The sequence below is a fragment of the Ligaoa zhengdingensis genome (genome assembly GCF_014384885.1).
In the GTDB taxonomy this organism is placed as follows: domain Bacteria; phylum Bacillota; class Clostridia; order Oscillospirales; family Ruminococcaceae; genus Ligaoa; species Ligaoa zhengdingensis.
This window is the reverse complement of record NZ_JACRST010000004.1, coordinates 1-24,549: the sequence shown is the minus strand read 5'-3', so window position 1 is coordinate 24,549 and position 24,549 is coordinate 1. Positions and strand designations below refer to the sequence as shown.

20 protein-coding genes are annotated in these 24,549 nt (G+C 62.4%); 5 read left to right on the top strand and 15 right to left on the bottom strand.

The features are described 5' to 3' along the window. The first annotated feature begins 96 nt into the window (after nucleotides 1-96). From phoU to H8711_RS04220, 3 genes are all read left to right on the top strand, one after another. Nucleotides 97-765 carry a phosphate signaling complex protein PhoU gene (gene phoU, locus H8711_RS04230; protein WP_249282297.1) on the top strand — a complete coding sequence of 223 codons (669 nt, stop codon included), beginning with the start codon at nucleotides 97-99 and terminating at the stop codon, nucleotides 763-765. 116 nt (nucleotides 766-881) lie between these two features. Further along, on the top strand, nucleotides 882-1,571 hold the full coding sequence (locus H8711_RS04225; protein ID WP_249282296.1) for a response regulator transcription factor: 690 nt from the start codon (nucleotides 882-884) through the stop codon (nucleotides 1,569-1,571). An 8-nt stretch (nucleotides 1,572-1,579) separates the two neighbouring features. Next, a complete protein-coding gene (locus H8711_RS04220) occupies nucleotides 1,580-3,322 on the top strand; it encodes a sensor histidine kinase (RefSeq protein WP_249282295.1) in 1,743 nt (580 codons plus the stop codon). A 1,218-nt stretch (nucleotides 3,323-4,540) separates the two neighbouring features. Here H8711_RS04220 and prmA read toward each other — a convergent pair. The 9 genes from prmA to H8711_RS04175 all read right to left on the bottom strand — a co-directional run bounded on the left by prmA (nucleotide 4,541) and on the right by H8711_RS04175 (nucleotide 16,929). Beyond that, nucleotides 4,541-5,464 (bottom strand): 50S ribosomal protein L11 methyltransferase, encoded by a 924-nt coding sequence (gene prmA / locus H8711_RS04215; RefSeq protein ID WP_249282294.1) that lies wholly within the window; start codon nucleotides 5,462-5,464, stop codon nucleotides 4,541-4,543. 3 nt (nucleotides 5,465-5,467) lie between these two features. Then, nucleotides 5,468-6,631 carry a molecular chaperone DnaJ gene (dnaJ, locus tag H8711_RS04210; protein ID WP_249282293.1) on the bottom strand — a complete coding sequence of 388 codons (1,164 nt, stop codon included), beginning with the start codon at nucleotides 6,629-6,631 and terminating at the stop codon, nucleotides 5,468-5,470. Between the two features lie 278 nt (nucleotides 6,632-6,909). Next, the gene (gene dnaK / locus H8711_RS04205; RefSeq protein ID WP_249282292.1) at nucleotides 6,910-8,751 is read right to left on the bottom strand and encodes a molecular chaperone DnaK; all 1,842 of its coding nucleotides are present in this window, start codon (nucleotides 8,749-8,751) and stop codon (nucleotides 6,910-6,912) included. A gap of 206 nt (nucleotides 8,752-8,957) precedes the next feature. Next, nucleotides 8,958-9,593, bottom strand: coding sequence for a nucleotide exchange factor GrpE (grpE, locus tag H8711_RS04200; RefSeq protein WP_343274637.1), 636 nt, complete (start codon nucleotides 9,591-9,593; stop codon nucleotides 8,958-8,960). Continuing rightward, entirely contained in the window at nucleotides 9,535-10,572 is a 1,038-nt protein-coding gene (gene hrcA / locus H8711_RS04195) for a heat-inducible transcriptional repressor HrcA (protein WP_249282290.1), read from the bottom strand. The genes grpE and hrcA overlap by 59 nt, the downstream gene beginning before the upstream one ends. A gap of 188 nt (nucleotides 10,573-10,760) precedes the next feature. After that, a complete protein-coding gene (gene hemW / locus H8711_RS04190) occupies nucleotides 10,761-11,945 on the bottom strand; it encodes a radical SAM family heme chaperone HemW (RefSeq protein WP_249282289.1) in 1,185 nt (394 codons plus the stop codon). A 1,606-nt stretch (nucleotides 11,946-13,551) separates the two neighbouring features. Further along, complete coding sequence (gene lepB, locus H8711_RS04185) at nucleotides 13,552-14,070, bottom strand: signal peptidase I (RefSeq protein ID WP_249282288.1); 519 nt, start codon at nucleotides 14,068-14,070, stop codon at nucleotides 13,552-13,554. A 16-nt stretch (nucleotides 14,071-14,086) separates the two neighbouring features. Further along, nucleotides 14,087-15,895: a translation elongation factor 4 gene (gene lepA, locus H8711_RS04180; RefSeq protein ID WP_249282287.1), complete on the bottom strand. Its 1,809-nt coding sequence runs from the start codon at nucleotides 15,893-15,895 to the stop codon at nucleotides 14,087-14,089. A 104-nt stretch (nucleotides 15,896-15,999) separates the two neighbouring features. Continuing rightward, nucleotides 16,000-16,929, bottom strand: a complete 930-nt coding sequence (locus tag H8711_RS04175) for a homocysteine S-methyltransferase family protein (RefSeq protein ID WP_249282286.1) — start codon at nucleotides 16,927-16,929, stop codon at nucleotides 16,000-16,002. Between the two features lie 310 nt (nucleotides 16,930-17,239). Here H8711_RS04175 and H8711_RS04170 point away from each other — a divergent pair, with 310 nt between their 5' ends. Both H8711_RS04170 and H8711_RS04165 read left to right on the top strand, forming a co-directional pair. Continuing rightward, complete coding sequence (locus H8711_RS04170) at nucleotides 17,240-18,145, top strand: M15 family metallopeptidase (protein WP_249282285.1); 906 nt, start codon at nucleotides 17,240-17,242, stop codon at nucleotides 18,143-18,145. Between the two features lie 47 nt (nucleotides 18,146-18,192). Next, nucleotides 18,193-18,756, top strand: a complete 564-nt coding sequence (locus tag H8711_RS04165) for a hypothetical protein (RefSeq protein ID WP_249282284.1) — start codon at nucleotides 18,193-18,195, stop codon at nucleotides 18,754-18,756. Nucleotides 18,757-19,639: 883 nt separating this feature from the next. Here H8711_RS04165 and H8711_RS04160 read toward each other — a convergent pair. The 6 genes from H8711_RS04160 to H8711_RS14325 all read right to left on the bottom strand — a co-directional run bounded on the left by H8711_RS04160 (nucleotide 19,640) and on the right by H8711_RS14325 (nucleotide 24,513). Further along, complete coding sequence (locus H8711_RS04160) at nucleotides 19,640-20,155, bottom strand: GNAT family N-acetyltransferase (RefSeq protein ID WP_249282283.1); 516 nt, start codon at nucleotides 20,153-20,155, stop codon at nucleotides 19,640-19,642. Between the two features lie 87 nt (nucleotides 20,156-20,242). Further along, nucleotides 20,243-21,346, bottom strand: a complete 1,104-nt coding sequence (locus H8711_RS04155; protein ID WP_249282282.1) for a peptidylprolyl isomerase — start codon at nucleotides 21,344-21,346, stop codon at nucleotides 20,243-20,245. 147 nt (nucleotides 21,347-21,493) lie between these two features. After that, nucleotides 21,494-22,150: a hypothetical protein gene (locus tag H8711_RS04150; protein WP_249282281.1), complete on the bottom strand. Its 657-nt coding sequence runs from the start codon at nucleotides 22,148-22,150 to the stop codon at nucleotides 21,494-21,496. A 169-nt stretch (nucleotides 22,151-22,319) separates the two neighbouring features. Beyond that, on the bottom strand, nucleotides 22,320-23,015 hold the full coding sequence (locus H8711_RS04145; RefSeq protein WP_249282280.1) for a DUF4190 domain-containing protein: 696 nt from the start codon (nucleotides 23,013-23,015) through the stop codon (nucleotides 22,320-22,322). Between the two features lie 28 nt (nucleotides 23,016-23,043). After that, nucleotides 23,044-24,228 (bottom strand): alanine racemase, encoded by a 1,185-nt coding sequence (gene alr / locus H8711_RS04140; RefSeq protein ID WP_249282279.1) that lies wholly within the window; start codon nucleotides 24,226-24,228, stop codon nucleotides 23,044-23,046. A gap of 186 nt (nucleotides 24,229-24,414) precedes the next feature. Then, complete coding sequence (locus H8711_RS14325; protein ID WP_430413565.1) at nucleotides 24,415-24,513, bottom strand: SPOR domain-containing protein; 99 nt, start codon at nucleotides 24,511-24,513, stop codon at nucleotides 24,415-24,417. Between the last annotated feature and the right edge of the window lie 36 nt (nucleotides 24,514-24,549).

Sequence of the window (24,549 nt, the reverse complement as noted above, 5' to 3'; positions counted from 1 at the left end):
CATGCGCAAAAAAGCTCTGCGTTCCTTTCCGCGCCGCAGGGCCTCCCCTTTTTCCAAATTTTTGCCGGGCGCGGCGGCGGAACGGAGCTTTTTACCATGACCGCAAGATCAACCTTTGATATGGAGCTCGAGCAGCTCAACCTCGACCTCATCAAGATGGGCGGCATGATCGAAGAGGCGATCGCCAAATCGATCCGCGCGCTCGAACAGTCGAACACAGCCATTGCGAGCGAGATCATCCAGTCCGACCACTCGGTGGACGACATGGAAAAGCAGATTGAAGCCCGCTGCCTGCGTCTGCTGATGCGCCAACAGCCGGTGGCGCGCGACCTGCGCGCCATCTCCACGGCGCTCAAGATGATCACCGACATGGAGCGCATCGGCGACCACGCGGCCGACATCGCCGAGCTCACCATCCGGCTGGACGGCAACAAGCCCGAGGCGATGGCCCAGCACATCCCCGACATGGCGGACATCGCCACCCAGATGGTGCGCGCCTGCGTACAGTCGTTCATCGAAAACGACCTGGACCTCGCCAAGGCCACCATCCAGCGCGACGACGAGGTGGACGATCTGTTCAACGTGGTGCGCGACGAGCTCATCAAGATGCTCGAAAACGGCAGCGACGCGGAAACCGCCAACCAGGCCATCGACCTGATGATGATTGCGAAATATCTCGAGCGCATCGGCGACCACGCGGTGAACATCTGCGAATGGGTGGTGTTTTACGACACCGGCCTGCACAAGGAGACGCAGATTTTGTGAGACCGGATGCCCGGATTATGTTATAATAGCTGTGGCCGGGATAATTTGTGCGCCGGTGCGGCCGCCCCAATGGCCGTATCGACATCCCAGGCGCTCTTTAAAGGGGGGCTTTTTGATTGAGCCATCTGATTTTTGTCACCGAGGATGAGGACAACATCCGCGAGCTGCTGCGCTGCACGGTGGAGAGCTTCGGCTACGCCGTGGAGTGCTTTGAAACCGCAGAGGAGCTGCTCGATCGCCTAAAGACGGCGGTTCCATCCCTTTTGCTGCTGGATATCATGCTGCCGGGCATGGACGGCCTGACGGCGCTGCAAACCATCAAGCAGAACCCCGCCACCTCCCAGGTGCAGGTAATTCTGCTCACCGCCAAATCCAGCGAGATCGACAAGGTGCGCGGGTTGGATATCGGCGCGGACGATTACATCACCAAGCCGTTCGGCGTGCTGGAGCTGTCCGCGCGCATCCGGGCCGCGCTGCGCCGCCGCGAGGTGGTGTATCGGCCCGCCGAGGACCTGCTGCGCGGCCAGTTTGTCACCCTGGACAACCGCAACCGCGAGGTCACGGTGGACGGTCGCCCGGTGGAGCTCACCCTCAAGGAATTCGAGCTGCTCAAGCTGCTGATGAGCAGCGACCGCGTGGTGGGGCGCGAGGAGCTGCTCTCGTCCATCTGGGGCTACGACTACCTGGGCGAAACCCGCACGCTGGATATGCACATCAAGACCCTGCGCGCCAAGCTGGGCGACAGCGCCGAGCAGCCCCGCTTTATCAAGACGGTGCGCGGCGTGGGTTATAAATTTATCGGCTGAGGTGGCTTATGAAAAAACAAATTGTCATCCGCTGCATCCTCTTGTGTCTGGCCGTGGTGCTCATCTCGAGCCTGGCCAGCGCCGTGATTCTGCAATACAACAAGGAACAGAGCATCGTGCGCAACATGCAGGATATCCTGACCGCGATCACCCTGCAAAGCGACGGGGAGGATCCCGCCAGCGCCGATTACCCCGGGCTGGCCAAACGCTATGCGCAGCTCTCCTTCGATTACCGCATCACCATATTAAACAAGGACGGCACCGTGTTGGGCGATTCCCATTCGGACAGCGCGGACATGGAGAACCACGCCGACCGGCCGGAGATCCGCCAGGCGCTGGCCGCGGGCACCGGCTACGAGAAGCGCCGGTCCGACACGCTGGGCGCGTCGATGGTCTATGTGGCCCGGCGGGACGGCGACGTGATCTACCGCATCGCCGCCCCAGTTGACAACATCAACGCCACCATGCTCGACCTCATCCCGGCGCTGCTCGCGGGCCTGATTGTGGCGCTCATCGTCTCCCCCATCCTCGCCTCGGCCACCGCCCGCAGCATCACCCGCCCGCTCGCTGGGGTGGCTGATTCCCTCAAACAGTTGGACAGCGAAAACTATGAGGTCAAGCTGCTGCCCTCCGAATACGACGAGCTCCAACCGATCACCGACACCATCAATTCGCTCACCCGCCACATCTCCGACACCATGCGCGAGCTGAGCGACCAGCGCCACAAGACCGATTACCTGCTGAGCAGCATGGAGGACGGCCTGATCCTGGTGGACAACGAAATGCGCGTGTTGCAGCTCAACGGCGCGGCCCAGCGGTTTTTGGGCGAAAACAAGCCGGTGGAGGACGGCCGCAACCTGCTGCGGTACACCCATCAGCTCAAGCTGATCGATGCGGTGCAGAGCGCTGTGGACAACGGAGTCTCCTCCCTGTTCGATCTGGAAAGCAGCGACCACGAGGGCATGGTGCTTTCGGTGCATGTCACCGCCATTCAATCCGACTGGATGGCAGGCGGCAAGGCCAACGGCGCGGTTGTGCTCATCACCGACGTGACCCGCGACCGCCAGGTCCAGCGGATGCGCAGCGAATTTGTCGCCAACGCATCCCATGAGCTCAAGACCCCCATCACCTCGATCGGCGGCTTTGCCGAGCTGCTCACCACCGGCGTGGTGAACAACCCCGACAAGGTGCGCGATTATCTCGCGCGCATCCAGAGCGAAACCGCCCGCATGGCCGCCCTGATCGACGACATTCTGCGCCTCTCCTGCCTGGAGAACAGCGCCGGCGAACCCGGCGACCGCCAGCCCGTGCCCCTGCGCGGGCTGATTGAGGAGACCATCGCCAACCTTCAGCCACAGTTGGAGGCCCGCCATGTGACCGTCAAGGTGGACGCACAGGACGTGACCGTGCAGGCCGTACCCGACGAGATGAAAACCCTGGTGCAGAACCTGCTGGACAACGCCGTTAAGTACAACCGGGACGGCGGCAGCGTCTCGGTGCTGCTGCAAAGGCAAGCGGGCGGCCTGCGGTTGGAGGTGGCCGACACCGGCATCGGCATCCCGTATGAGGATCAGCCGCGCATCTTCGAGCGGTTTTATCGCGTGGACAAGGGGCGTAGCCGCAAGGTGGGCGGCACTGGCCTGGGGTTGTCGATCGTCAAGCATGTGGTGGCCAAATACGGCGGCGAAATTTCGCTGAAGAGCGCTGTCAACAAGGGCACCACCATCGCAGTGACGCTGCCCCTCTCGTAAAAACAAAAAGGACCGGATGACCCTAACGGGCCAATCCGGTCCTTTTTATTTTTACTTGCGGCTGTGCAGCTACAGGCACAGTGTTTTTCGCACTGCCGTGCGCCTGACTTTACAGCTACGGGCACCGAGCCCAATGCCTTAATAAGCTCTTTCCTCGGCAACGCCTCCAGGCACCGCCTGGGCGGGGTTGCGCCCCCGCGGGACGGCTGGTGCAATTTTAATTTAATGTTTCATTTTTATATGTCCTTCTTTTATGTGAAAATGTCAGCAATTCACTTGGCGGCGGGGTTTGCACTTTGCTTTGTAGCTTCGGGCACAGCGCCTTGCGCATTGCCATGCGCCTGCCTCGGCATTGCCCCCAGGGGCATCCCTGGGCGGGGTTTCGCCCCCGCACGACGACTGCCTTTTGATGCACGTCAAAAGGCAGGAAAAACGTGTCAAAGGGGGCACCCCTTTGAAAACCCCGTTGTGCGCCCGGAGATAAAATCGGCGCTGGTGTTGCCGACACCCGGCAAGTACCCTCGGCAATGGTCCTGAAGTCGCTTCGCGAAAAAAGGCAAGGGCACGCTTCGCTCCCACGAACCATTGCCCCTTACGGGGTGCCCTCAGGCGACACCAATAAGGCGCGCAGGCCCCGCACCGCTTGATTTTTGGCTCCGGGTCGGCAACGCCGACAGGAAAGCCGGGGATGACACTTACTAGGCCATGGGGCGCGGTGGCCGAAGCCGGGGGTACAAATAGAATACCACATTTACGCCCTCGGAGGGGCGGAGGATCTAGGGCAAGCGGGGGACGGCAGAGCGGATGCGGGCATTACCCGAGGGAATCCCGCTCGGCGCAGCCGCAGCGGGACAGCCGCCCGCGTGGAGCGAGTGGGCCCTACAAATTTTTCACGAAGCGACTCGCGGGCGGGTCGGCAGCGCCGACAGGCAATCCGGGTTGGCGCTTGCGCCATACCGGGTGCGTCCTCCGCGCGGAAGCTGCACTTTACTTAACAAACGAGCCTGCCCGGCTTTCCTTCGGCCATTGGCCGACCGCCCCTAGGGGGATGCCAAAGGGGGGAACGCCCTTTGGCGCGCTTTTGCATCCTTTTGGCGCGTACCAAAAGGATGGCGTCCCGCGGGGGTGGTGCCGAGGCAGCCGCACGGCAGTGCGCAAAACACTGTGCCCGTAGCTGCAAGGCTACAAGCGAACCCGCCGGGCATGCGCCCGGGGGCATTACCGACCCCAGCGGCAGGCCAAGGCCACCCAGCCGCCGCTCTCCTCGCGGCGGACGATCTCAAGCCCGATGCCCTCCAGGGCGCGGGCCACCTCCTCGGCGCGCTCGCCGATGATGCCCGAGGCGATGAACACCCCGTCCGGCCGCAGATACTGCGGGATCGCGGGGCTCAGGCGGATAATCACATCCGCCACGATATTGGCGCAGATCACATTGAAGCTACCGCTCACCTTGTCGGTGAGGTCGCCGCACAGGAAGGTGCAGCGGCCGTCCACATGGTTCATGGCGGCGTTCTCCCCGGCGATGCGCACCGCGGTGTCGTCGATATCCACGCCCACCGCCGACCGTCCGCCCAGCAGCATGGCGGAAATCGAAAGGATGCCGCTGCCGCAGCCCATGTCGAGCAGCTCGGTGTCCGGGGTGACGTAGTCTTCGAGCAGCCGCATGCACAGGCGGGTGGTGTCGTGGGTGCCGGTGCCGAACGCCATGCCCGGGTCGAGCGAAAGCACCACCTCGCCGGGCGCGGGGCTGTATTCCTCCCACGAGGGGCACACCACCAGGCGGCGGCCCACCTTGGTGGGATGATAATATTTCTTCCAGGCGGTGGCCCAGTCCTCCTCGCGCACCTTCACGGTGCCGATCTCAAAGGGCACGCCGGATTCGGTGAGGCGCTCGGTGAGGAACGACACCGCCTCGGCTGGGTTCTCAGTGGGCTTGATGTACAGATGGATGAGCGCGTGCTCGCGGTCGCGCGCCAGCAGCTCCTCGTCGATCAGGTCGATGTGCGCGATCTTGGGCGCCTCGGTCAGCAAATCGGAATAATCCTCGATATATAAGCCGTAGGGCACCGCCATCTGCGCGATGGCAGCAGCCTCCTCCGCCCGGTCCACAGGCGTTTTGACCGTCACTTCGCTCCATTCCACCGGTTATTCGTCCCCTTTCATTGCGTCCTTGAGTTTATCGAAAAAGCTCTTGCGCTTCTCGTAGTTTTTCTCGCCGGACAGCGCGTCGAATTCCTTGAGCGCCGCCTTCTGCTTGGCGTTCATGTTGCGGGGCACCTCCACCGCCACCTTGACATACTGGTCGCCGCGCCCGCGCCCGTTCACATACGGGATGCCCTTGTTGCGCAGGCGGAAGGTGGTGCCGGGCTGGGTACCCTCGGGCACGTCGTATTTCACCCTGCCGTCGATGGTGGGCACGGTGATCTCGTCGCCCAGCGCGGCCTGTGCAAAGGTGATGGGGATTTCGCACCACACGTTGAACCCGTCGCGCTCAAAAATCGGGTCGGGCCGGATCGAGACGGTGACGTTGAGGTCGCCCGCCGGGCCGGCGTTCACGCCGTGGTCGCCCTGGCCCTGCAACACAAAGGTCTGGCCGTCGTCGATGCCCGCGGGCACGTTGACGGTGATCTTGCGGGTGTGGCGAACCCGGCCCATGCCGCGGCAGTCGCCGCATGGGGTCTTGATGACCTTGCCCTTGCCGCTGCACTTGGGGCAGGTCTTACTGGTCTGGATCACGCCGAACGGGGTGCGCTGCTGCACCCGCACCTGGCCGGTGCCGTTGCAGTCCGGGCAGGTCTCGGGCTGGGTGCCGTTGGCCGCGCCGGTGCCCGAGCAGGTGTCGCAGCGCTCCAGCCGCTGCACTGTGACCTCCTTTTGGCAGCCCTTGGCCGCCTCGATGAACGAAAGGTTCAGTTGGACGTTCACCGCGTTGCCGCGGATCGGGCCGTTCGGGTTGCGGGTGCGGGTGCTCCCGCCGAAGCCGCCCCCGAAAAAGCTGCCGAAAATGTCGCCCAAATCGATATCCATATCGAAGCCGCCGAACCCTGCCCCGCCGCCTGCGCCACCCGCGCCGTAGCTCGGGTCCACCCCGGCAAAGCCGAACTGGTCGTAGCGCTGGCGCTTCTGCGGGTCGGAGAGGATTTCATACGCCTCGTTGACCTCTTTAAACTTGGCCTCGGCTTCCTTATCGCCGGGGTTTAAATCCGGGTGATATTTTTTGGCGAGACCGCGGTATGCCTTTTTCAGCTCGTCGTCCGAACAGCCCTTCTGTACGCCGAGCACCTCATAATAATCTCTTTTGTCTGGCAAAGTTACCACCCTTATCTATCGTAAAGTCATGCGCTCTTTAGTGTAGCATATCCATTGCCGTTTGTACAGCCGCCCATTCGCCAGAAATCCAAGCGGCGAGGCCGCCGCTTGGATTCCGGTTGGGTTTATTTGATGGCTTTTTCATCGGAATGATTGGCGCCTGCGGGGGCGTCCCCGCCCGCCGGTTACGTCCTTCGCAGCGGCGTCTCCGGCTTCGGGCAGAGCGCCCGGGAAATTGCTGTATCAAACGCCCGGCATGCCTGCGGGGGCGTCCCCGCTTAGTCGGCGTCCTTGTAGTCCGCGTCCACGTAGCCGTCCTCGCCTACGTTCGGGCCCGCAGCGCCCGCACCCGGATTGGCGCCCGCAGCGTCAGCGCCCGGCGCGCCCTGCGTCTGGCTGTACACCTTGGAGGATACCTCGTAGAACTTCTTTTGCAGGTCCTCCTGTTTGGCCTTGATGTCGTCGATATTGGCGCCCTTGAGGGCTTCCTTCAGGGCGTTCACCTTGGTTTCCAGCTCGCCCTTGTCGGCTGCATCCAGCTTGTCGCCCAGGTCGGCAATCGTCTTTTCGGACTGGTAGACCGTCTGGTCGGCGGTGTTGCGCACGTCGATTTCCTCGCGGCGCTTCTTATCCTCGGCGGCAAAGGCCTCGGCGTCCTTCACGGCCTTGTCGATATCCTCCTTGGACATGTTGGTGGAGGAGGTAATGGTGATCTTCTGCTCCTTGCCGGTGCCCAGATCCTTGGCGGAGACATTCACAATGCCGTTCGCGTCGATATCGAAGGTGACTTCGATCTGCGGCACGCCGCGCGGCGCAGCCGGGATGCCGTCCAGGCGGAAGTTGCCCAGCGTCTTGTTGTCCGCGGCCATCTCGCGCTCGCCCTGCAACACGTGGATTTCAACCGAGGTCTGGCCGTCGGCGGCGGTGGAGAAGATCTGGCTCTTCTTGGTGGGGATGGTGGTGTTGCGATCGATCAGCTTGGTGAACACGCCGCCCAGGGTTTCGAGACCCAGCGACAGCGGGGTGACATCCAGCAGCAGCAGGCCCTTGACGTCGCCGCCCAGCACGCCGCCCTGGATGGACGCGCCGATGGCGACGCATTCATCGGGGTTGATGCCCTTGAACGGGTCCTTGCCGGTGAAGGATTTGACCGCGTCCTGCACGGCGGGGATACGGGTGGAACCGCCCACCAGCAGCACTTTGTCGATCTCGCCGATCTTGAGGCCGGAATCGGCCAGCGCCTGGCGCACAGGGCCCATGGTGCGCTCCACCAGGTCCGCGGTGAGCTCATTGAACTTCGCGCGGGTCAGGGTGATGTCGAGATGCTTCGGGCCGGTGGCGTCCGCCGTGATGAACGGCAGGTTGATGTTGGCGGTGGTCATGCCGGAAAGCTCGATCTTGGCCTTCTCGGCGGCCTCCTTCAGGCGCTGCATCGCCATCTTGTCGCTGGAAAGGTCGATGCCGCTCTCCTTTTTGAACTCGGCCACCAGATAGTTCATGATGCGCTCGTCGAAGTCGTCACCGCCCAAACGGGTGTCGCCGTTGGTGGCCAGAACCTCCTGCACGCCGTCGCCCATCTCGATGATCGAGACGTCGAAGGTGCCGCCGCCCAGGTCGTATACCATGATCTTCTGGTCGTTTTCCTTATCCACGCCGTAGGCCAGAGCCGCGGCGGTGGGCTCGTTGATGATGCGTTTGACCTCCAGGCCCGCGATCTTGCCCGCGTCCTTGGTGGCCTGGCGCTGCGAATCGCTGAAGTAGGCCGGCACGGTGATGACCGCCTCGGTCACCTTCTCGCCCAGATACGCCTCGGCGTCGGTCTTGAGCTTTTGCAGGATCATCGCGGAAATCTCTTGCGGGGTGTAGGCCTTGTCGTCGATGTGTACCTTGTAGTCGCTGCCCATGTGGCGTTTGATCGAACTTACGGTGCGGTCGGGGTTTGCCACCGCCTGGCGCTTGGCCACCTGGCCCACCATGCGTTCGCCCGATTTGTTCCACGATACCACCGACGGGGTGGTGCGGGCGCCCTCGGCGTTCGCAATGACGACCGGCTCGCCGCCTTCCATAACGGCCACGCAGGAGTTGGTGGTACCCAAATCAATGCCTATAATTTTTCCCATAATCAATGCCCTCCAATTTGTTTTCAATTTATGTGAATGTGAAGTGATTGTTGCCTTTTTGATGGGAAAAGCGCGGTATGCACCTTTCCCGGGAATCCACCGGCCGTTGCCCGCTTCGCCTTTTGCAGCGATGTATCCGGCTTCGGGCAGTGCGCCCAGGCCACCGCTGTGCGGTTTGCCCGGCATCGCCTGCGGGCGTTGCCCGCCTAGTTGGCTACCTGCACCATCGCGTGGCGCAGCACGCGGTCGCCGATCTTATATCCCTTTTGGAACACCGACGCGACGACGTTTTCGCCGAGGGCTTCGTCCTCGATGTGCATCACCGCGTTGTGGAAATTCGGGTCGAACGCAGCGCCCTGCGCCTCGATCTCCTCGACGCCCAGCCCCTTGAGGCATTCCATCATCGAGGTGTAGATCATCTCGACCCCCTTCTTGAAGTCCGCGTCTGAACAGGCGCTCTCGAGGGCGCGCTCAAAGTTATCCACCACCGGCAGGAACTTGGTCACCGTGGCGGCCACCGCCTCGGGGTAGAGCTCCGTGCGCTCCTTCTGCGAGCGCTTGCGGTAGTTGTCATATTCGGCCAGGGTGCGCATCAGGCGGTCGTTCAACTGTTCCACCTGTTCGGCCAGCTGCTCCGCTTCGGTCTTTTCAGGCGGCGCGGCCTCCTCGGCGGCGGCCCCGGTCTCGGGCTCCCCGCCCTGTTCGATTTCCTCGATCTCTTCGGCGTCGGGCGCCGGCGCGTTTGCTTTTTTGGCAGACAATGCGCATGTCTCCTCTCTGTTTTTAGTCCTCCCCGTTGTCGAGGGTGTTGGATAACAGCTCGCCCAGGGTCTTGGCGAAATATTCGATGTGCGGGATCAGGCGGCGGTAATCCAGCCGCACCGGCCCCACCACGCCGATCGCACCGCAACTGTCGCGGCCGATCTTGTAGGTGGCCACAATCACCGACGAATCGGTGAGCTCGGACCGCGGGTTCTCCTTGCCGATAGACACCTTGACCCCCTCGCCGCTGCCGATGGGCAGCAGGTCGGCGAACTTCTGGCGGTCCGCAATGGTGGTGAGCAGGTCGTGCGCCACCGGCCCGAACTCCTTGTAGCCCAGCAGGTTGGTCTCGCCGCTGGCAAAGTAGGGGCCGTCGTTGATCGAACGGCACAGCTCGTAGATGCCGGCCAGCAGCGGGGTGAAAATCTTGGAATACTCGCCCAGCGCCACCGCCACCGAGCTCAGATACATCGTGGTGATCTCATCCATCGAGCGCCCGCCGAAGCGGTCGTTCGCAAATTTGTTGAAAAACTCGATGATCTCGTGGTTTAAAAGATAGTTTACGCGCGCCACCTTGTTTTTAATCACGCCGTTGGACGCGATCACCACCATCATCACCGTGCGGCGGTCGATGGGGACCACCTCGATGCGGCGCACCGTCACATGCTTGGGGGTCACTGTGGTGGAGATGGTGGCGTAGCCGGTATATTCGGCCAGCGCGTTGGCCGCGTCCGCCAGCAGGCGGTCGGGGTCAGGGTCGCTCACGTTGAACAGCGCGTCGATCTCGTCGCGCTCCTGTTCGGTGAGCGGCTGGCAGCGCATCAGCTGGTTGATGTACACCCGGTAACCCAGGTGGGACGGAATCCGCCCGGCCGACGTGTGCGGCTGCTCCAAAAGCCCCAGGTCGAACAGCGCCGCCATCTCGTTGCGCACCGTGGCGGGCGACACCTGGAACTCCAGCATCTGCGCCAACGTCTTGCTGCCCACCGGCTCGCCCGTGCGGATGTAGTATTCGACGATCGCTGCGAGTATCTTCAGTTTTCGGTTGTCAATCTCCACAGCAAATCACCTCTTATCCGAACTTAGCACTCATTTATATCGAGTGCTAACGATTATTATTCTACACGAGATTTTCCATTTGTCAAGCGGATTCATAAAATATTTACAAAGGATTTGCCCCCCGCGCCGCAATTGGCCCCAAGGGTGCAAAAAACCCGGCGGGCGCTTGGCCTGCCGGGTCTATCACTTTAATAGATTGCGCCGGGGAGCGCGTCGAGCAGCCGCGCGATCACCGCGTTGCTCACCAGAAAGCCGCGCGGGGTCAGCGCGATCCCGCTTTCGTTTATCTGGCACAGCCCGGCCCTCGCCATGGGCGCAGCCGCGCGCGGCAAGGGGGATGGGTCGAACGCGGGGAAGCGGGCGCGGGTCTCGCGGTAGTCAAACCCGGCCGCCAGCCGCAGCCGCAGCATCAGGTATTCCCCCAGCGCCTCCGGGCCGGTTGCGCCCTTCGCAGCGCGCGCCGCGACGGCCTCGAGCGCGAGCGGCTCATCGTCCCGTTCGGAGAGCACGGCCGCCGGGTTTTCCACAAAGCCGCGCAGATCCCGTGGAAAATAGTAGCGCGCGCCGCCCACACAGCCGTGCGCCGCCGGGCCGATACCGAGATAATCCTCACGGTTCCAGTATTTGAGGTTGTGGCGGCTCTCCCGCCCCGGGCGCGCGAAGTTGGATATCTCGTACTGCCGGTAGCCGCGCTGCCCCAGCAGTTCGACCGCGCGCAGGTAGATGTCCGCCTGCGCGTCCTCGTCCGGGCAGAGCGCCCCCACGCCCCGGCGCGCGAACGGCGTGCCCTCCTCCACCTTTAGAAGATAGGCGGAGATGTGATCCACCCCCAGCGCGGCGCAGAAATCGATCGACTGTTCCACGCTTTCGGCGGTCTGCTGCGGAATCCCCAGCATCAGGTCGAGGCTGATGTTGCCGATGCCCGCAGCGCGCGCGTCGCGCACCGCGTCAGCCGCCTGCTGCGGGGTGTGGCGGCGGCCGAGAAAGGCGGTCTCGGCGGATACCGCGCTTTGCAGGCCCATCGAAAGGCGGCCCACCCCGGCGGCGGCCAGGCTGTCGAACAGCGGACGCAGCCCGTCCGCGGGGTTCACCTCCACCGTCACCTCCGCGTCCGACAGCCCAAAGGCGCTGCGGGCGCGCCCGATGAGCGCGCCCAGCCGCGCCGCCCCCAGCAGGCTGGGGGTGCCGCCGCCGAGGTAGAGGGTATCCGCACGGCGCGGGGCGAACACGCGCGCAGCCGCGTCGATGCCCGCGAGGGCAGCTGCGGTGTAGGCGTCCATCGCGGACTCGTCCCCGGCGAGCGAGTAGAAGTCGCAATAGGGGCACTTGGACGCGCAGAACGGCACGTGCAGGTAGACGCCGAGCGGGGACATGGCGGGACCTCCTTTTTTCGACAAAACACTTGATTTTTTGCCAATATTCGCCTATAATAAGTTTAAGGCGCAAAAAGCGCAAGGCAGGCCCAGGAGTTGACCTCTCCTGCGCCCTGCATATGAGGGTAAGCTCATACACTGCGGCAATAATGCCGCGCCTTGCAACGACATTATACAACATTTTTCCCGCCCTGTAAAGCAAGGGACAGGGGCCGCCCGCGGGTTCGCCCGCGGTGGGAGAGTGAGCCGGGGAGAATGTGCCGCGCTGTATTTTGCAGGCGGTCTGCGTTGCACGAATGGATGGCGAACATTCGGGGGGCTGTATGAGTAACAACATGCAGCGCCCTTTTTGCGTCTTTTCGCGGGTGCGCGGGGGATGGACTTGGACACATCCCCCGTGCGCTCGTTTTTTTGCGCCTTTTTGCGGGGTTGGGGCTGCGCTGCTGGGGGCGGGGCTTTGCGCACTGCCCGGCGGGTTCGCACCCGGCTTCACAACTTCGGCCACCGCGCCCCATGCTTTAGCAAGTGCTTTCCGCGGCGCCGCCTGGGCGGGGGTTCGGCCCCGCACGACGGCTGGTGCAATTTTAATTTAATGTTTATTTTTTAAATGTCCTTCTTTTATGTGAAAAGAAGGACCAAGAAAGCACACAAAAGGGTTTCCCCCTTTTGAAACCCCCGCGTCGGAGATAAAATCGGCGCTGGTGTTAGCGAAGTGCGGTAAGTACCCTCGGCAATGGTTCTGAAGTCGCTTCGCGAAAAAAGGCAAGGGCGCGCTTCGCTCCCACGAACCATTGCCCCTGCGGGGTGCCCTCGGGCGACACCCGCACGGCGCGCAGGCACCGCACCGCTTGATTTTTGGCTCCGGGTCGGGCAAGCGCCCAGCAGCAATGCCGAGGAAGGCGCTTACGTTGTGTGGGGGCGCGGTGGCGAAGCCGGGGGTACAAATAGAACACCGCATTTACGCCCTCGGAGGGGCGGAGGATCTAGGGCAAGCGGGGGACGGCTGAGTGTATGCGGGCATTACCCGAGGGGATCCCGCCAAAGGCGGGACAGGTGCCTGATTGGAGCGAGTGCACTCCCTGGAATTTGCACGAAGCGACTGGAAGGCACCTGCCGAGGGCACTTGTGAAAACCGATAAAAACAGCGCAGGCCGTCTACTCCGCCCCAAAAGGGGGAATGCCAAAGGGGGGAACGCCCTTTGGCGCGCTTTTGCTCACTTTTGGCGCGTACCAAAAGTGAGGCGTCGCGCGGGGGCGCAACCCCGCTGGGCATGCGCCCAGGCCCAAGCCGGGCCAATTGCGCTACAGTGCGCAAAATACTGTGCCCGAAGCTGCAAAGCCAAGTGCAAACCCGCCCAGGGATGCCCCTGGGGGCAATGCCGAAGCAACCGCTCTGCCCGTAGCTGGCAGGCCAGGTGCAAACTAAAGCGCCCAGGCCCAAGCCGGGCCGGTTGCGCTACAATACGCAAAACACTCTGCCCGTAGCTGGCAAATCACTTGCAAACCTGTTGCCAAATGAATTGCTGATATTTTTCACATATAAAAGTAAAAACCGCCCTGCGGAGCAGCGTCAGCCGCAATCCGCAGAACGGGTGAAACATCGCGCTTATTTCAGAGGCCCGAAGTTGTCAAACGGCCAGATGGTGAAATGCGCCTTGCCCTTGATCTGGTCGCCGGAAATGTAGGGGTTATCCCAATAGCGCGCGTCCAGCGAACCGTTGCGGTTGTCCCCCAGGAACAAAAAGCAGCCCTCAGGCACCACAAAGTTGCCGGTGTCGCCGTTTTTGTACACCACATAGGGCTCGTCCAGCGGTACGCCGTCGATCGTCACCTGGCCGTTGCTGTCGATCACCACATGCTCGCCGGGCAGCCCGATGCACCGTTTGAGCAGGGTCTCCTCCAGCTCGTCGCTGTAAAACACCAGGATATCCCCGCGCTTTACATTCTTTTCAGGGTTGTACATGCGGGTGGAAAACAACAGGCTGTGCTCTGAGACGGTGGGCAGCATCGAGCCGGTGGGCACCACCGCAAAGAAAAACACATACTTCACAATCAGAAGCACCGCCAGAATCTCTAACCCGAATGGGATCACCCATTCCTTCATAATCTTCTTAAATGTATCCATCCAACTGTCGCCGCCCTTATTCATCTAATTTGAGTACCGCCATGAACGCCTCCTGCGGCACCTCCACAGTGCCGAGCTGACGCATCTTCTTCTTGCCTTCCTTCTGCTTTTCCAGCAGCTTCTTTTTTCGGGTGATGTCGCCGCCATAGCACTTGGCCAGCACGTCCTTGCGCAGCGCCTTCACCGTCTCGCGGGCGATGATCTTGCCGCCCACCGCCGCCTGGATGGGCACCTCAAACATCTGGCGCGGGATGTTCTCCTTGAGCTTTTCCGCCATGCGTCGCGCGCGCGGATAGGCGTTGTCGGCAAACACGATGAACGACAGAGCGTCCACAATGTCGCCGTTGAGCAGGATATCCAGCTTGACCAGCTTGGACGGCCGGTAGCCCGAAAGCTCGTAGTCGAACGAGGCGTAGCCCCGCGTGCGGCTCTTGAGCGCGTCGAAAAAGTCGTAGATGATCTCATTGAGCGGCAGGTCGTAGTGCAGCTCCACGCGGTCCTCATCCAGATATTTGGTGTCGCGGTACTCGCCGCGCCGCCCCTGGCACAGGTCCATGATGTTGCCGATGTACTGGCTGGGGGTGAAAATCGAGGCGCGCACAAACGGCTCCTCCGCCTCGGCGATCAGCGCCGGGTCGGGGTAGTTGGTGGGGTTGTCGATCTCGATTTTTTCGCCGTTTGTCAGGGTGAGCTTGTAGATAACGCTCGGGGCTGTGGTGACGAGATCGAGGTTGAACTCGCGCTCCAGCCGCTCCTGGATGATCTCCATATGCAGCAGGCCCAAAAAGCCGCAGCGGAAGCCGAACCCCAGCGCGATTGAGGTCTCAGGCTCAAAGCTCAGGGACGCGTCGTTGAGCTGGAGCTTTTCCAACGCGTCGCGCAAGTCGGGGTAGCGGGCCGAATCAGCCGGATAGATGCCCGAGAACACCATGGGGTTTACCTTGCGGTAGCCGGGCAGCGCCTCAGCACAGGGGCGGGCCGCGTCGGTCACGGTGTCGCCCACGCGGGTGTCGCGCACATTTTTGATGCTGGCGGTGAGATAGCCCACCTGCCCCGCGCACAGCCGCGGCGCGGGGTTGAGGCGGGTCGCGCCCATCGTGCCCACGTCCACCACGGTAAATTCCGCGCCGGTGCCCATCATGCGGATGGTCATGCCCGGGGTGAGCGTGCCGTCCATCACGCGGATGTACACGATAACCCCCTTGTAACTGTCGTAAAAGCTGTCGAAAATCAGCGCCTTGAGCGGGGCGTTTTCATCGCCGTCCGGCGCGGGGATGTCCGAAACAATCCGTTCGAGCACCTCGTCGATGCCGATGCCCTGCTTGGCCGAGATGCGGGGCGCGTCCATGGCGGGCAGGCCGATCACGTTTTCAATCTCGTGGCAGACGCGGTCGGGGTCGGCGGCGGGCAGGTCGATCTTGTTGACCACCGGCACCACCTCGAGGTCGTGCTCGATGGCGAGGTAGGTGTTGGCGAGCGTCTGCGCCTCGATGCCCTGGGATGCGTCCACCACAAGCACCGCGCCCTCGCAGGCGGCCAGCGAGCGCGAGACCTCGTAGTTGAAGTCCACATGCCCCGGCGTATCGATCAGGTTGAGGGTGTAGTCCCGCCCGTCCTTGGCGTGGTAGCTCACCGTGACCGCGCGCGCCTTGATGGTGATGCCGCGCTCGCGTTCGATGTCCATATTGTCGAGGAGCTGTTCCTCCATGTCGCGCTGGGCCACAGCGCTGGTCTTTTCCAGCAGGCGGTCGGCCAAGGTGGATTTGCCGTGGTCGATGTGCGCGATGATGCTGAAGTTGCGGATGGTGTCGCGGAGATTGTCCATAGATTTGCCTCCTTGCGGCCGGCCCGGATGGAACGCGGTCCGCAAATTTCAAAATATCCGCCCACACAGGGCCGGGCGGGAAATGCGGCGGATTCCCCCGCCGCTTATGGTTGTTTGGCGATTCGCCGCGCGATCGCGGCGAGGTGCCGCGCGTCGGTGCCGCAGCACCCGCCGAACAGCTTGAGCCCCATCTCGTCGTGCAGGCGCAGCATCGAGGCCGCCCAGCGGTCGGGTTCTGAACACTGTAGCTCGGCGCAACCGTCCAGCTCGTCGAACGAAAGCGGCGACCCGTTCGCCTGGATGCCCCAAAACCGCTCCTTCACGGCGGCGGTGCGGTTGAACGGCTGGCAAAGCGCCTCGTAAAGCCGGTCGGGGTGTATGCAGTTGGTGAGGTAGCACAGGGGCCGCGGGTCGGCCGCCGCGTCGATCTGCTCGATCGCGTCGCACAGCCTCGTGCCGTCGATCAGCCGCCCGTCCGGCCGCAGGGTGAAGCTGATGAAGTAGGGCAGGCCCGTGTCCCCCATCGCCTGCGCCATGCCCAGCGCCTCGGGCAGGGTGGGCATGATGCCCGCGTAAAGGAAATCCAGCCCCGCGCGCGCCAGGCGCCCGGCCTGCCAGGCGTGGAACGAGCGGGCCTCCCCGGCGTTCAGCGCGCCCTCGCCGGTGTAGGCGTCCCCCTTGCAGCCCATGAGGCCCCCCGCATACATCTCGTGGCGGCTCTGGTCGCGCAGCGAACACAAAAACGCCGCGTTTTCCGCCAGAATCGATTCGTCATAGCGGGAGGCAGCCACCCGTTCGCGGTTGGCATGGCGGGTGGGCGTGGTTGCCAGAAACGGCAGGCGGTAGATGCGGGCGATGTCGATGTATTCCCGCCACAGGGCGGCGAGCGCATCCCGACCCGCCTCAGTGGACACCAGCCCGGCCAGAGCCACCCGGCCGTCGAATGTGAGACAGTATTCCCGTTTTAGCCGTTCGCTCAGCGCACCCTCCATTAAAATGGCGGGGCAGGATGCGAGCCGCTGCGCAAGGTCCATGCCGTGTACCCCCTGACCGCTGCCGCCGCAGATGATGCAGCAAAGATATAATAGCCGTATTGCGGCTATTATACCATACTTTTGATTCCATACACAATATCGAATATTCCGCCGCCGAAGCGGGGCGCTCCACACGCCCCCGGTCCCCACAAACCGACAGAATAACAGGCCCGCGCCCCCAGAAAAGGAACGATTTGTCGTCAGGCTTCCGCTTTTCATTTCATATTTTTATGATATAATATCCGTGGTAACCTAATACAAACATAAACTACACCACAATCACAGTACGTACAAAGGATAGGATGAAACAATGAGCAATGAATCACGGCGCGGCTACAACCCGCGCGAAATAAACGGCCGGGCCCGCGCGGGCAGGCCCTCGTCCCCTCCCCCGCACCGCCGCCGTCGGCGCCGCAGCAACCCTTGGCCCGCCATCCTGCTGGCCGCGCTGCTGGTGGGCGCGGTCGCGGTGGGCGTGGTGGCTTGCAGCCGGCAGGCAGACCCCGGCAGCACCTCCTCCGAATCCCCGTCCTCGTCGTCCGAGCTTTCGGGCGCGGCGATTCCCTCCTCGAGCTCCGCAGCGGATGACCCCTCTTCGCCGTCCGAGCCGGAGGATCTTCCCGCGTCCGCCACAACCGACGGCGACTGGCGGCTGGTGCTCGTCAACCCCACCCACAAGCTGAATGGGGACTACGATGTGGAGCTGGCCCCGGTGAACGCCAACTATCAGCTCGACGCGCGCATCGTCGAGGATATGCAGGCGATGATCGCGGCGGCCAAGGAGGCGGGCTACAGTCTGCAAATCTGCTCGGCCTACCGCTCCACCGACCGCAGCCGCGTGCTTTACAACAACAAGGTGAACCAGTACAAGGCGGCGGGCTACTCCGACGAGGACGCGGCGGTGGAGGCCGCCAAGTGGGTTGCGCCTCCGGGCACCAGCGAGCACAACACCGGCCTGGCGGCGGATATCGTATCGGCTGACTACTTCACCAAGTACGCCGACCTGGAACACGACTTTGAAACCTTCGACGAGTTCAAATGGCTGTACGCCAACTGCGCCGATTACGGCTTTATCCTGCGCTATCCCAAGGATAAGCAGGAGATCACCGGCATCACCTACGAGCCGTGGCACTACCGCTATGTGGGCCGCGAACATGCGAAAAAAATTATGGAGCAAAAGATTTGTTTGGAAGAATATCTGGGCGAGTTGGATTGACTGCCGCATGCCGGTTGGGCGATGCGGCGGCGGAAGGAGGCGCGCCGTTGAACCGCACCGCAAGATGGAACCGTGAGACCCTGCCCGGCGTGAGCGCTATGACCGCTGCGGCGAGCGTCGCCCTGGCGGGTTGTATCCTGTTTACCGGCACTTTTCTGGCGCAGGCGCTCAAGGATAAGGGCGGCGAGATGGTGGTGGCGCAGGTGTTCCGCCAGCAGGGGGTATCGGTGCGCGGCGCGCAGAACAAGCTGCTGCGCGGCAAGACGGTATCCCTGCTTGAGCAGTATGTGTTCGCCTTTGCGGATGCGGCCATCAACTTCGATTCGGTGCCCAAACTGGATGGCAAGGTGTTTCTCAGCCTGGCCACCGCCATGCCCGAGGAGGTAAAACCCACTGGCATGGCCTACGATCACCATGACATTATCCTCACCTGCGAGGCCGAGACCGCCGAAGCCGCCGACCTGTTTTATCAGCGCCTGCTCGAGGAGAGCGCCTTTTCCAGCGTGAGCAGAAACGACCTGGAACAGCGCGAGGACGGTTCCTGCCTCTTTGAGGTGATTTGTATCCCGCAGGTCAGCGAGGGGCAGCTCGGGCTGGAGCTCATCGAGTGACAAAGCAAATTACTGGCTTCGGGCAGTGTGCCCCACGCCTTAGCAAGTGTTTTCTTCGGCATTGTCCCCGGGCGCATGCCCGACGGGCTTGCACTTAGCTGTACAGCTACGGGCAGAGTGGTCTTGCGCATTGCCATGCGCTAACCCGGCATTGCCCCCAGGAGCATCCCTGGGCGGGTTGGCACTTGGCTTTGCAGCTACGGGCAGAGCGTTTTGCGCATTGCCATACGCTAACCCGGCATAGCACCCCGGGCGCTGCCCGGCGGGGTGTGCATTTAGCTGTGCAGCTACAGACACAGTGTTTTGCGCACTGTAGCGCAACTGGCCCGGCTTGGCCCTGGCCACTGGCCAGCGGGGTTGCGCCTCCGCGGGACGGCTGGTGCAATTTTAATTTAATGTTTCATTTTTAAATGTCCTTCTTTTAAAAAGAAAATGTCGGCAATTCACTTGGCGGCGGGGTTTCGGCCCCGCACGACGACTCGCTTTTGGTACACGCCAAAAGCGAGCAAAAACGTGTCAAAGGGGGCACCCCTTTGAAAACCCCGTTACACGCCCGGAGATAAAATCTGCGCTGGTGAAAGCGAAGTGCGGCAAGCCCCCTCGGCAATGGTTCTGAAGTCGCTTCGTGAAAAGTGGCAGGGTTGCACTTCGCTCCCACGAACCATTGCCCCTGCGGGGTGCCCTCGGGCGATACCCGCAAAGCGCGCAGGCACCGCACCGCTTGATTTTTGGCTCCGGGTTGGGCAAGCGCCCGGCAGCAATGCCGAGGAAAGTGCTTATTAAGGCGTGGGGTGCAGTGCCCGTAGCTGCAAGGCCGGGTGCAAACTAAAGCGCCCAGGCCCAAGCCGGGCCAGTTGCGCTACAGTGCGCAAAACACTGTGCCTTAGCAAGTGCCATCCCCGGCTTTCCTGCCGGCGTTGCCGGCCACTGCGGCCAGCGTGTCGCCTGTCAGGCGGTACACCGTCCATTCATCCATGGGCTGCGCGCCCAGCGAACGGTAAAACCCGATGCTCGGCGCGTTCCAGTCGAGGCACGCCCACTCCATGCGGCCGCATCCCCGCTCCACCGCAATCTGCGCCAGCCGCTGGAGAATCTGCTTGCCAAACCCGCGCCCGCGATACTCCGGGCGCACAAACAGGTCCTCCAAATACAGCCCGCCGCGCCCCAAAAAGGTGGAGTAGTTGTGGAAAAACAGCGCCATCCCCACCGATTGTCCGTCCAGCTCGGCCAACAGCACCTCGGCCTGGCGCTTGTCAAACAGCGTCTCAGCCAGCAGCGCCTCGGTGGCCACCACCTGATCGGTCATATGCTCATATTCGGCCAGCAACCGGATCAGCTCCAAAATTGTTCCCACATCCTCCCGCTGCGCGGGGCGCAGGGTCAGCGTTTGTTCGCTCATCAAAATTCCTCCATTCCGCTCAAAAACAAAAGCCGCGGAGCCGTTCAGAGGCCCCACGGCTTATTTGGTGTCGCGTCATCTTCCGAATTACTTCAGGTTGGTGGCCCCGATCAGGTCGAACTCAGGCGCTTTTTCCACCACAGCGCTGTCCATCAGGGCGCCCACCTGCTCGTTCAGCTTGGGCATAACCTCGTTTTGCAGGATTTTGCTCTGAATCTGATCCTTGTTGGTCTCGTAATAGTCGTCCTCGATGGGCAGCCGCTGGATGATGTGCCAACCATAGCTGGTCTGCACCGGATCGCTGATGCCGTTTACCTCGAGCGCCTTGGTCCCCTCGTAGAACTCAGTCACCATCTCGCCCTCGCCGAAGTAGTAGCCTTCGGGCTGCTGCTCCATGCCGGGGTCCTCGTTGTATTCCTTCACCAGGTCGTCGAAGTTTTCGCCCGCTTTGGCGCGCTCGGCCACGCGGTCGGCAATGGCCTTTTTCTCATCCAGTTCGGCCTGGTCGGTGATGCCCTGGGTCATAATGAGGACATGCTTGGCGTGCAGATAGTTTTCGTCAAAATTCTTTTTGATCTCCTCCTCGGTGGGGGCGAGGGGACTGCCCACCGCCACCATCGTGGACTGGATTTTCTCCTGGATCGTCTGGCTCTCCAGCAGGAAACGGTACAGGTCCTCGGTCATGTTTTGGCCCACCAGCGCCTCTTGGAACGCCTCGGGGGTCTCGTATTGGTCCTTGGTGGATTGCATCATCTCATCGATCTTCTTCTGATCGTCCTCGGTCAGCGTGATGTTGTTATCCGCCGCGTACTTCTTCGCCACGCGGTCAAAAATCGAGTATTGCAGCGCCTGCTCCTTCACGGTGTCCAGGGTCTCCTGGTTGTTCGCCCAGATCACCTCGGGGCCCGAGGACGCCTCGTCCCCCATCTGGGCCGCCAGCATCTGCTCATAGTAGCTCTTCTCGGAAAGGAAGTAGTAGCGGTACTCCTCCAGCGAGATCGGCTCGCCGTTGACGGTGGCGATGTTCTCCACCTCCACGGGCCGGTCGTTTTCGTCGTACAAATAATAGGTCTTGTCCGGGTCGGCCGCGTCCGAGGAATCCCCCTTGCCAGCGCTCGAACAGCCGGTAAGCGCGGCGACACTCAAAATTGCCGCCATCAGCAGCGCGGTTGATTTTTGAAACAGGTTCATATTAAGCCTCCAGTATACTTCTCATAAAATAGGGTCTTCTGTACAAGAATCCATTATACAACATGCATGGGACAAAAAGCAATGGAAACAGCCTGCAAAGCACAAAACTTTACAGGCTGTTCAAATTACATGGCAAAATTTTGTCGATTATCCAACACGCACAGCGCCGCCCATGCCGCCGATGATCGCAACCGCTCCTCCGCCGTTGCCGCCGGGCACCGAGCCGCCTGTCACCGTGGAACCGCCGTCCGAGCCGGCATCCTCAGAGCTGCTGCCGGCGTCCTCTTCGCCGGAGCTCTCCTCGCCGTCCGCTTCCGAGCTGTCTTCAGCTTCGCCGTCCTCGCCCTCGGGCAGGGCGCCGTCCACGGGCTCCTCGCCGTCCGGCTCCATCTCGTCGCCCGGCGCAACCGGCATCCCGTTCATATCCAGATAGTTGCCGTTTTCATCCATCAGCGGCATCCCGTCCTGGCCCAGCACATGGCCGGATTCATCGGTCATCGGCATTCCCGTGGCCGGGTCGATCATCGCGTTCACCATCAGGTCGCCGCCCGAGTCCTTTTCCCCCGGCTGATAGACAAACGCGGTGACAATCAATCCCACGCCCAGCAGCACGCAGATGAGCATGATAACCTTCTGCCGCGCAGTAAAAATCGACCTTTTATTGGGGTTTGGGTAGCGGATGCCCGCATAAATCAGGCCGCCCACCGCGCCCAGCGCAATGCCGCCCCCCAGCGTGATGAGTATGTATTTGAGTACCGTAATGATCCCGGAGGCCGCAGCCATGCCGGTTGCTGAATCCATCATCGAAAAATCTCCTCTCTTCGCCGTACACCGCAGTCGGCCGTCGCTTGTACCATCATACACGATTTGACAGGGATTGACAAGCCCACCCCCGCCGCGCAAACAGGCCGCTATTTCATCAGTGCAAAGAAAGTGGGAAATTGTTGCAGCCCGCTCAAAAAATCATGGTTCCTCACCAGAAGATGCCCGAGAACATCAGATAAACCGAGAGGATGAAGTTGCCAGCGCTCGCCACCACCGACAAAATGCTCAGCACCAGGCCGGCCGTGGCCCGGCCGCGCGCGGTGGATTTGCGGCCCATCGTGCCCATCACAATGCCGATGACGCCGATCGCCGTGCCCAACATGGGCGAAAGCCACGCCAGCAGGCCCACGATGCCCAGCACCAGCGATGCGGTCGCCTTGCCGCGCGGGTCGTGCACCGCCACCGGGATCGGCTGCTGCGCTGCGGGCGCCGCGGGCGCGCTTACCGCCGGGGCCTGTCCCGCAGCGGACGCGGGCGCTTCGGGGACCGTCGCGGCAGCCTGCGGCGTGGGTGCCTGCTGGCTGAGCAGCCCGATCAGCGTGTCCACACGGCTCTTCAGCGTCTGCTTCACCGCCCAGCCCCACGCGCCGGTGACGCCCATCTCGCCCAGGTAGATGCCGGGCAGCGCGAACTGCGACATCCACGCCTCCAGATGCACCACCCCGCCGCGGTACTCCACCTTCATAAACTGCGGGCAGGTGAGCAGGCCCATGCCCTTGCGCCAAACCGTCTCCTGCTTGTAGCGGCTGAGCTCAAACCCCTCCTTGGCGAAAAAATCCTGCGATACAAAGCGCACAAATTCCTCCGGCTGGTTCACCGGCAGATCGATCATAAAACGGGACATCTTTTTTCCTCCTCACAAAACTTCGCAATTATAAAATGTGGTTGACCACCTCGACCGCCCGGCCGCCCCGCAGATATACCCGCGGGACGCGCTTGGAGATCAGGCAGGTGACTTCATACGGGATGGTGCCGATCTGCTCCGCGAGCTCGGCCGCTGTGATGGCGTTGCCGCCCTGCCGGCCGAACGCCACCACCTCGTCCCCGCGCTTCACATCCGGGATGCCGGTCACATCGATCATCAGCTGATCCATGCACACCCGGCCCAACACCGGGGCGTACCGCCCGCCCACCAGCATGCGGCCGCGCCCCGAAAGAGCCCGGCTGTAGCCGTCCGCATATCCGATGGGCACCACCGCCACATCGATGTCGCGCGGCGCACGGTAGGTGCGCCCGTAGCTCACCTGCGTGCCCCGCCCGATCCGCTTGATCGAAGCGACCGTGCTCTTGAGCGACATCACCGGCCGGTAATCCAGCCGGCCTGCGCACTGGTCCGACGGGTCGATGCCGTACAAAATAATGCCCGGACGCGCCAGCTCCAGGTGCATCTCGGGGTAGCTGATCACCGCCGCGCTGTTGGCGCAGTGGCGGACCGGCAGCGCCAATCCCCGCGCGCGCAGATGCGCCACCGCCTGCTGGAAGCGGTCGAACTGCATCCGCGTGTAGTCCGGCGCGTCCCCCTCGTAGTCGTCCGCGCTGGCAAAATGGGTGAACACCCCGCCCAGCCTGAGATTTGCAAACCCGGCGATCTCCTCGATCTCGGCCATCGAGCGCTCAAACTGCCCGTCGTCGCATAAAAAGCCCAGCCGGGTCATGCCGGTGTCCAGCTTGATGTGGCAGTCCACCACAGCGCCCGCGGCCTCCGCCTTCTGCTGTAGCGCCCGCGCGTACTCCAGCGAGTACACCGCCTGCGTGATCCGCTGCTGCGCCAGCTCCCCCGCGAGCTCCGGCGGGGTGGTGCCGAAAATCAGGATCGGCTGGGCAAACCCGCTGTTGCGCAGCGCCACCCCCTCTTCGATGTTCGAGACGCCGAACCACGCGGTTCCGTGCTGAGCCAGCACCCCCGCCACCTGCTGCGCCCCGTGCCCATAGGCGTCCGCCTTGACCACGCCGAGCATCCCGCAGCCGGGGGCCAGCCGCTTCTGTATCTGTTCGACATTGTATGACAGCGCGTCCAGGTCGATTTCCGCCCAGGTGCGCCGGAGATAATCGCTCATATCCCAACCTGCTTCCCTTTGAAAAAATTGAACCTTTCTCCATTATATGCGCGCAGCGGGAAAGAATCAATCAATTCCACGCAAAAAACAGGGGCCTCACCCCGCCGAAATCGGCGGGGTGAGGCCCCTGAAACAGCCGCGCGGCGGGCTTTTCCGCCCACCCGCGCACAAATCTTTCCTGTTTTGTCACCGCTCTTCCTTCACAAAGGCGTCAAACCCCAGGTGGCTGAGCTGCTGTGCGAGGCGGTGAGCGTTGGATTTGTCGGCGAAAGCGCCGGCCTGCACGAGGTAAATCGGCCTGTCCCGCTGGGGCTGGCCCGC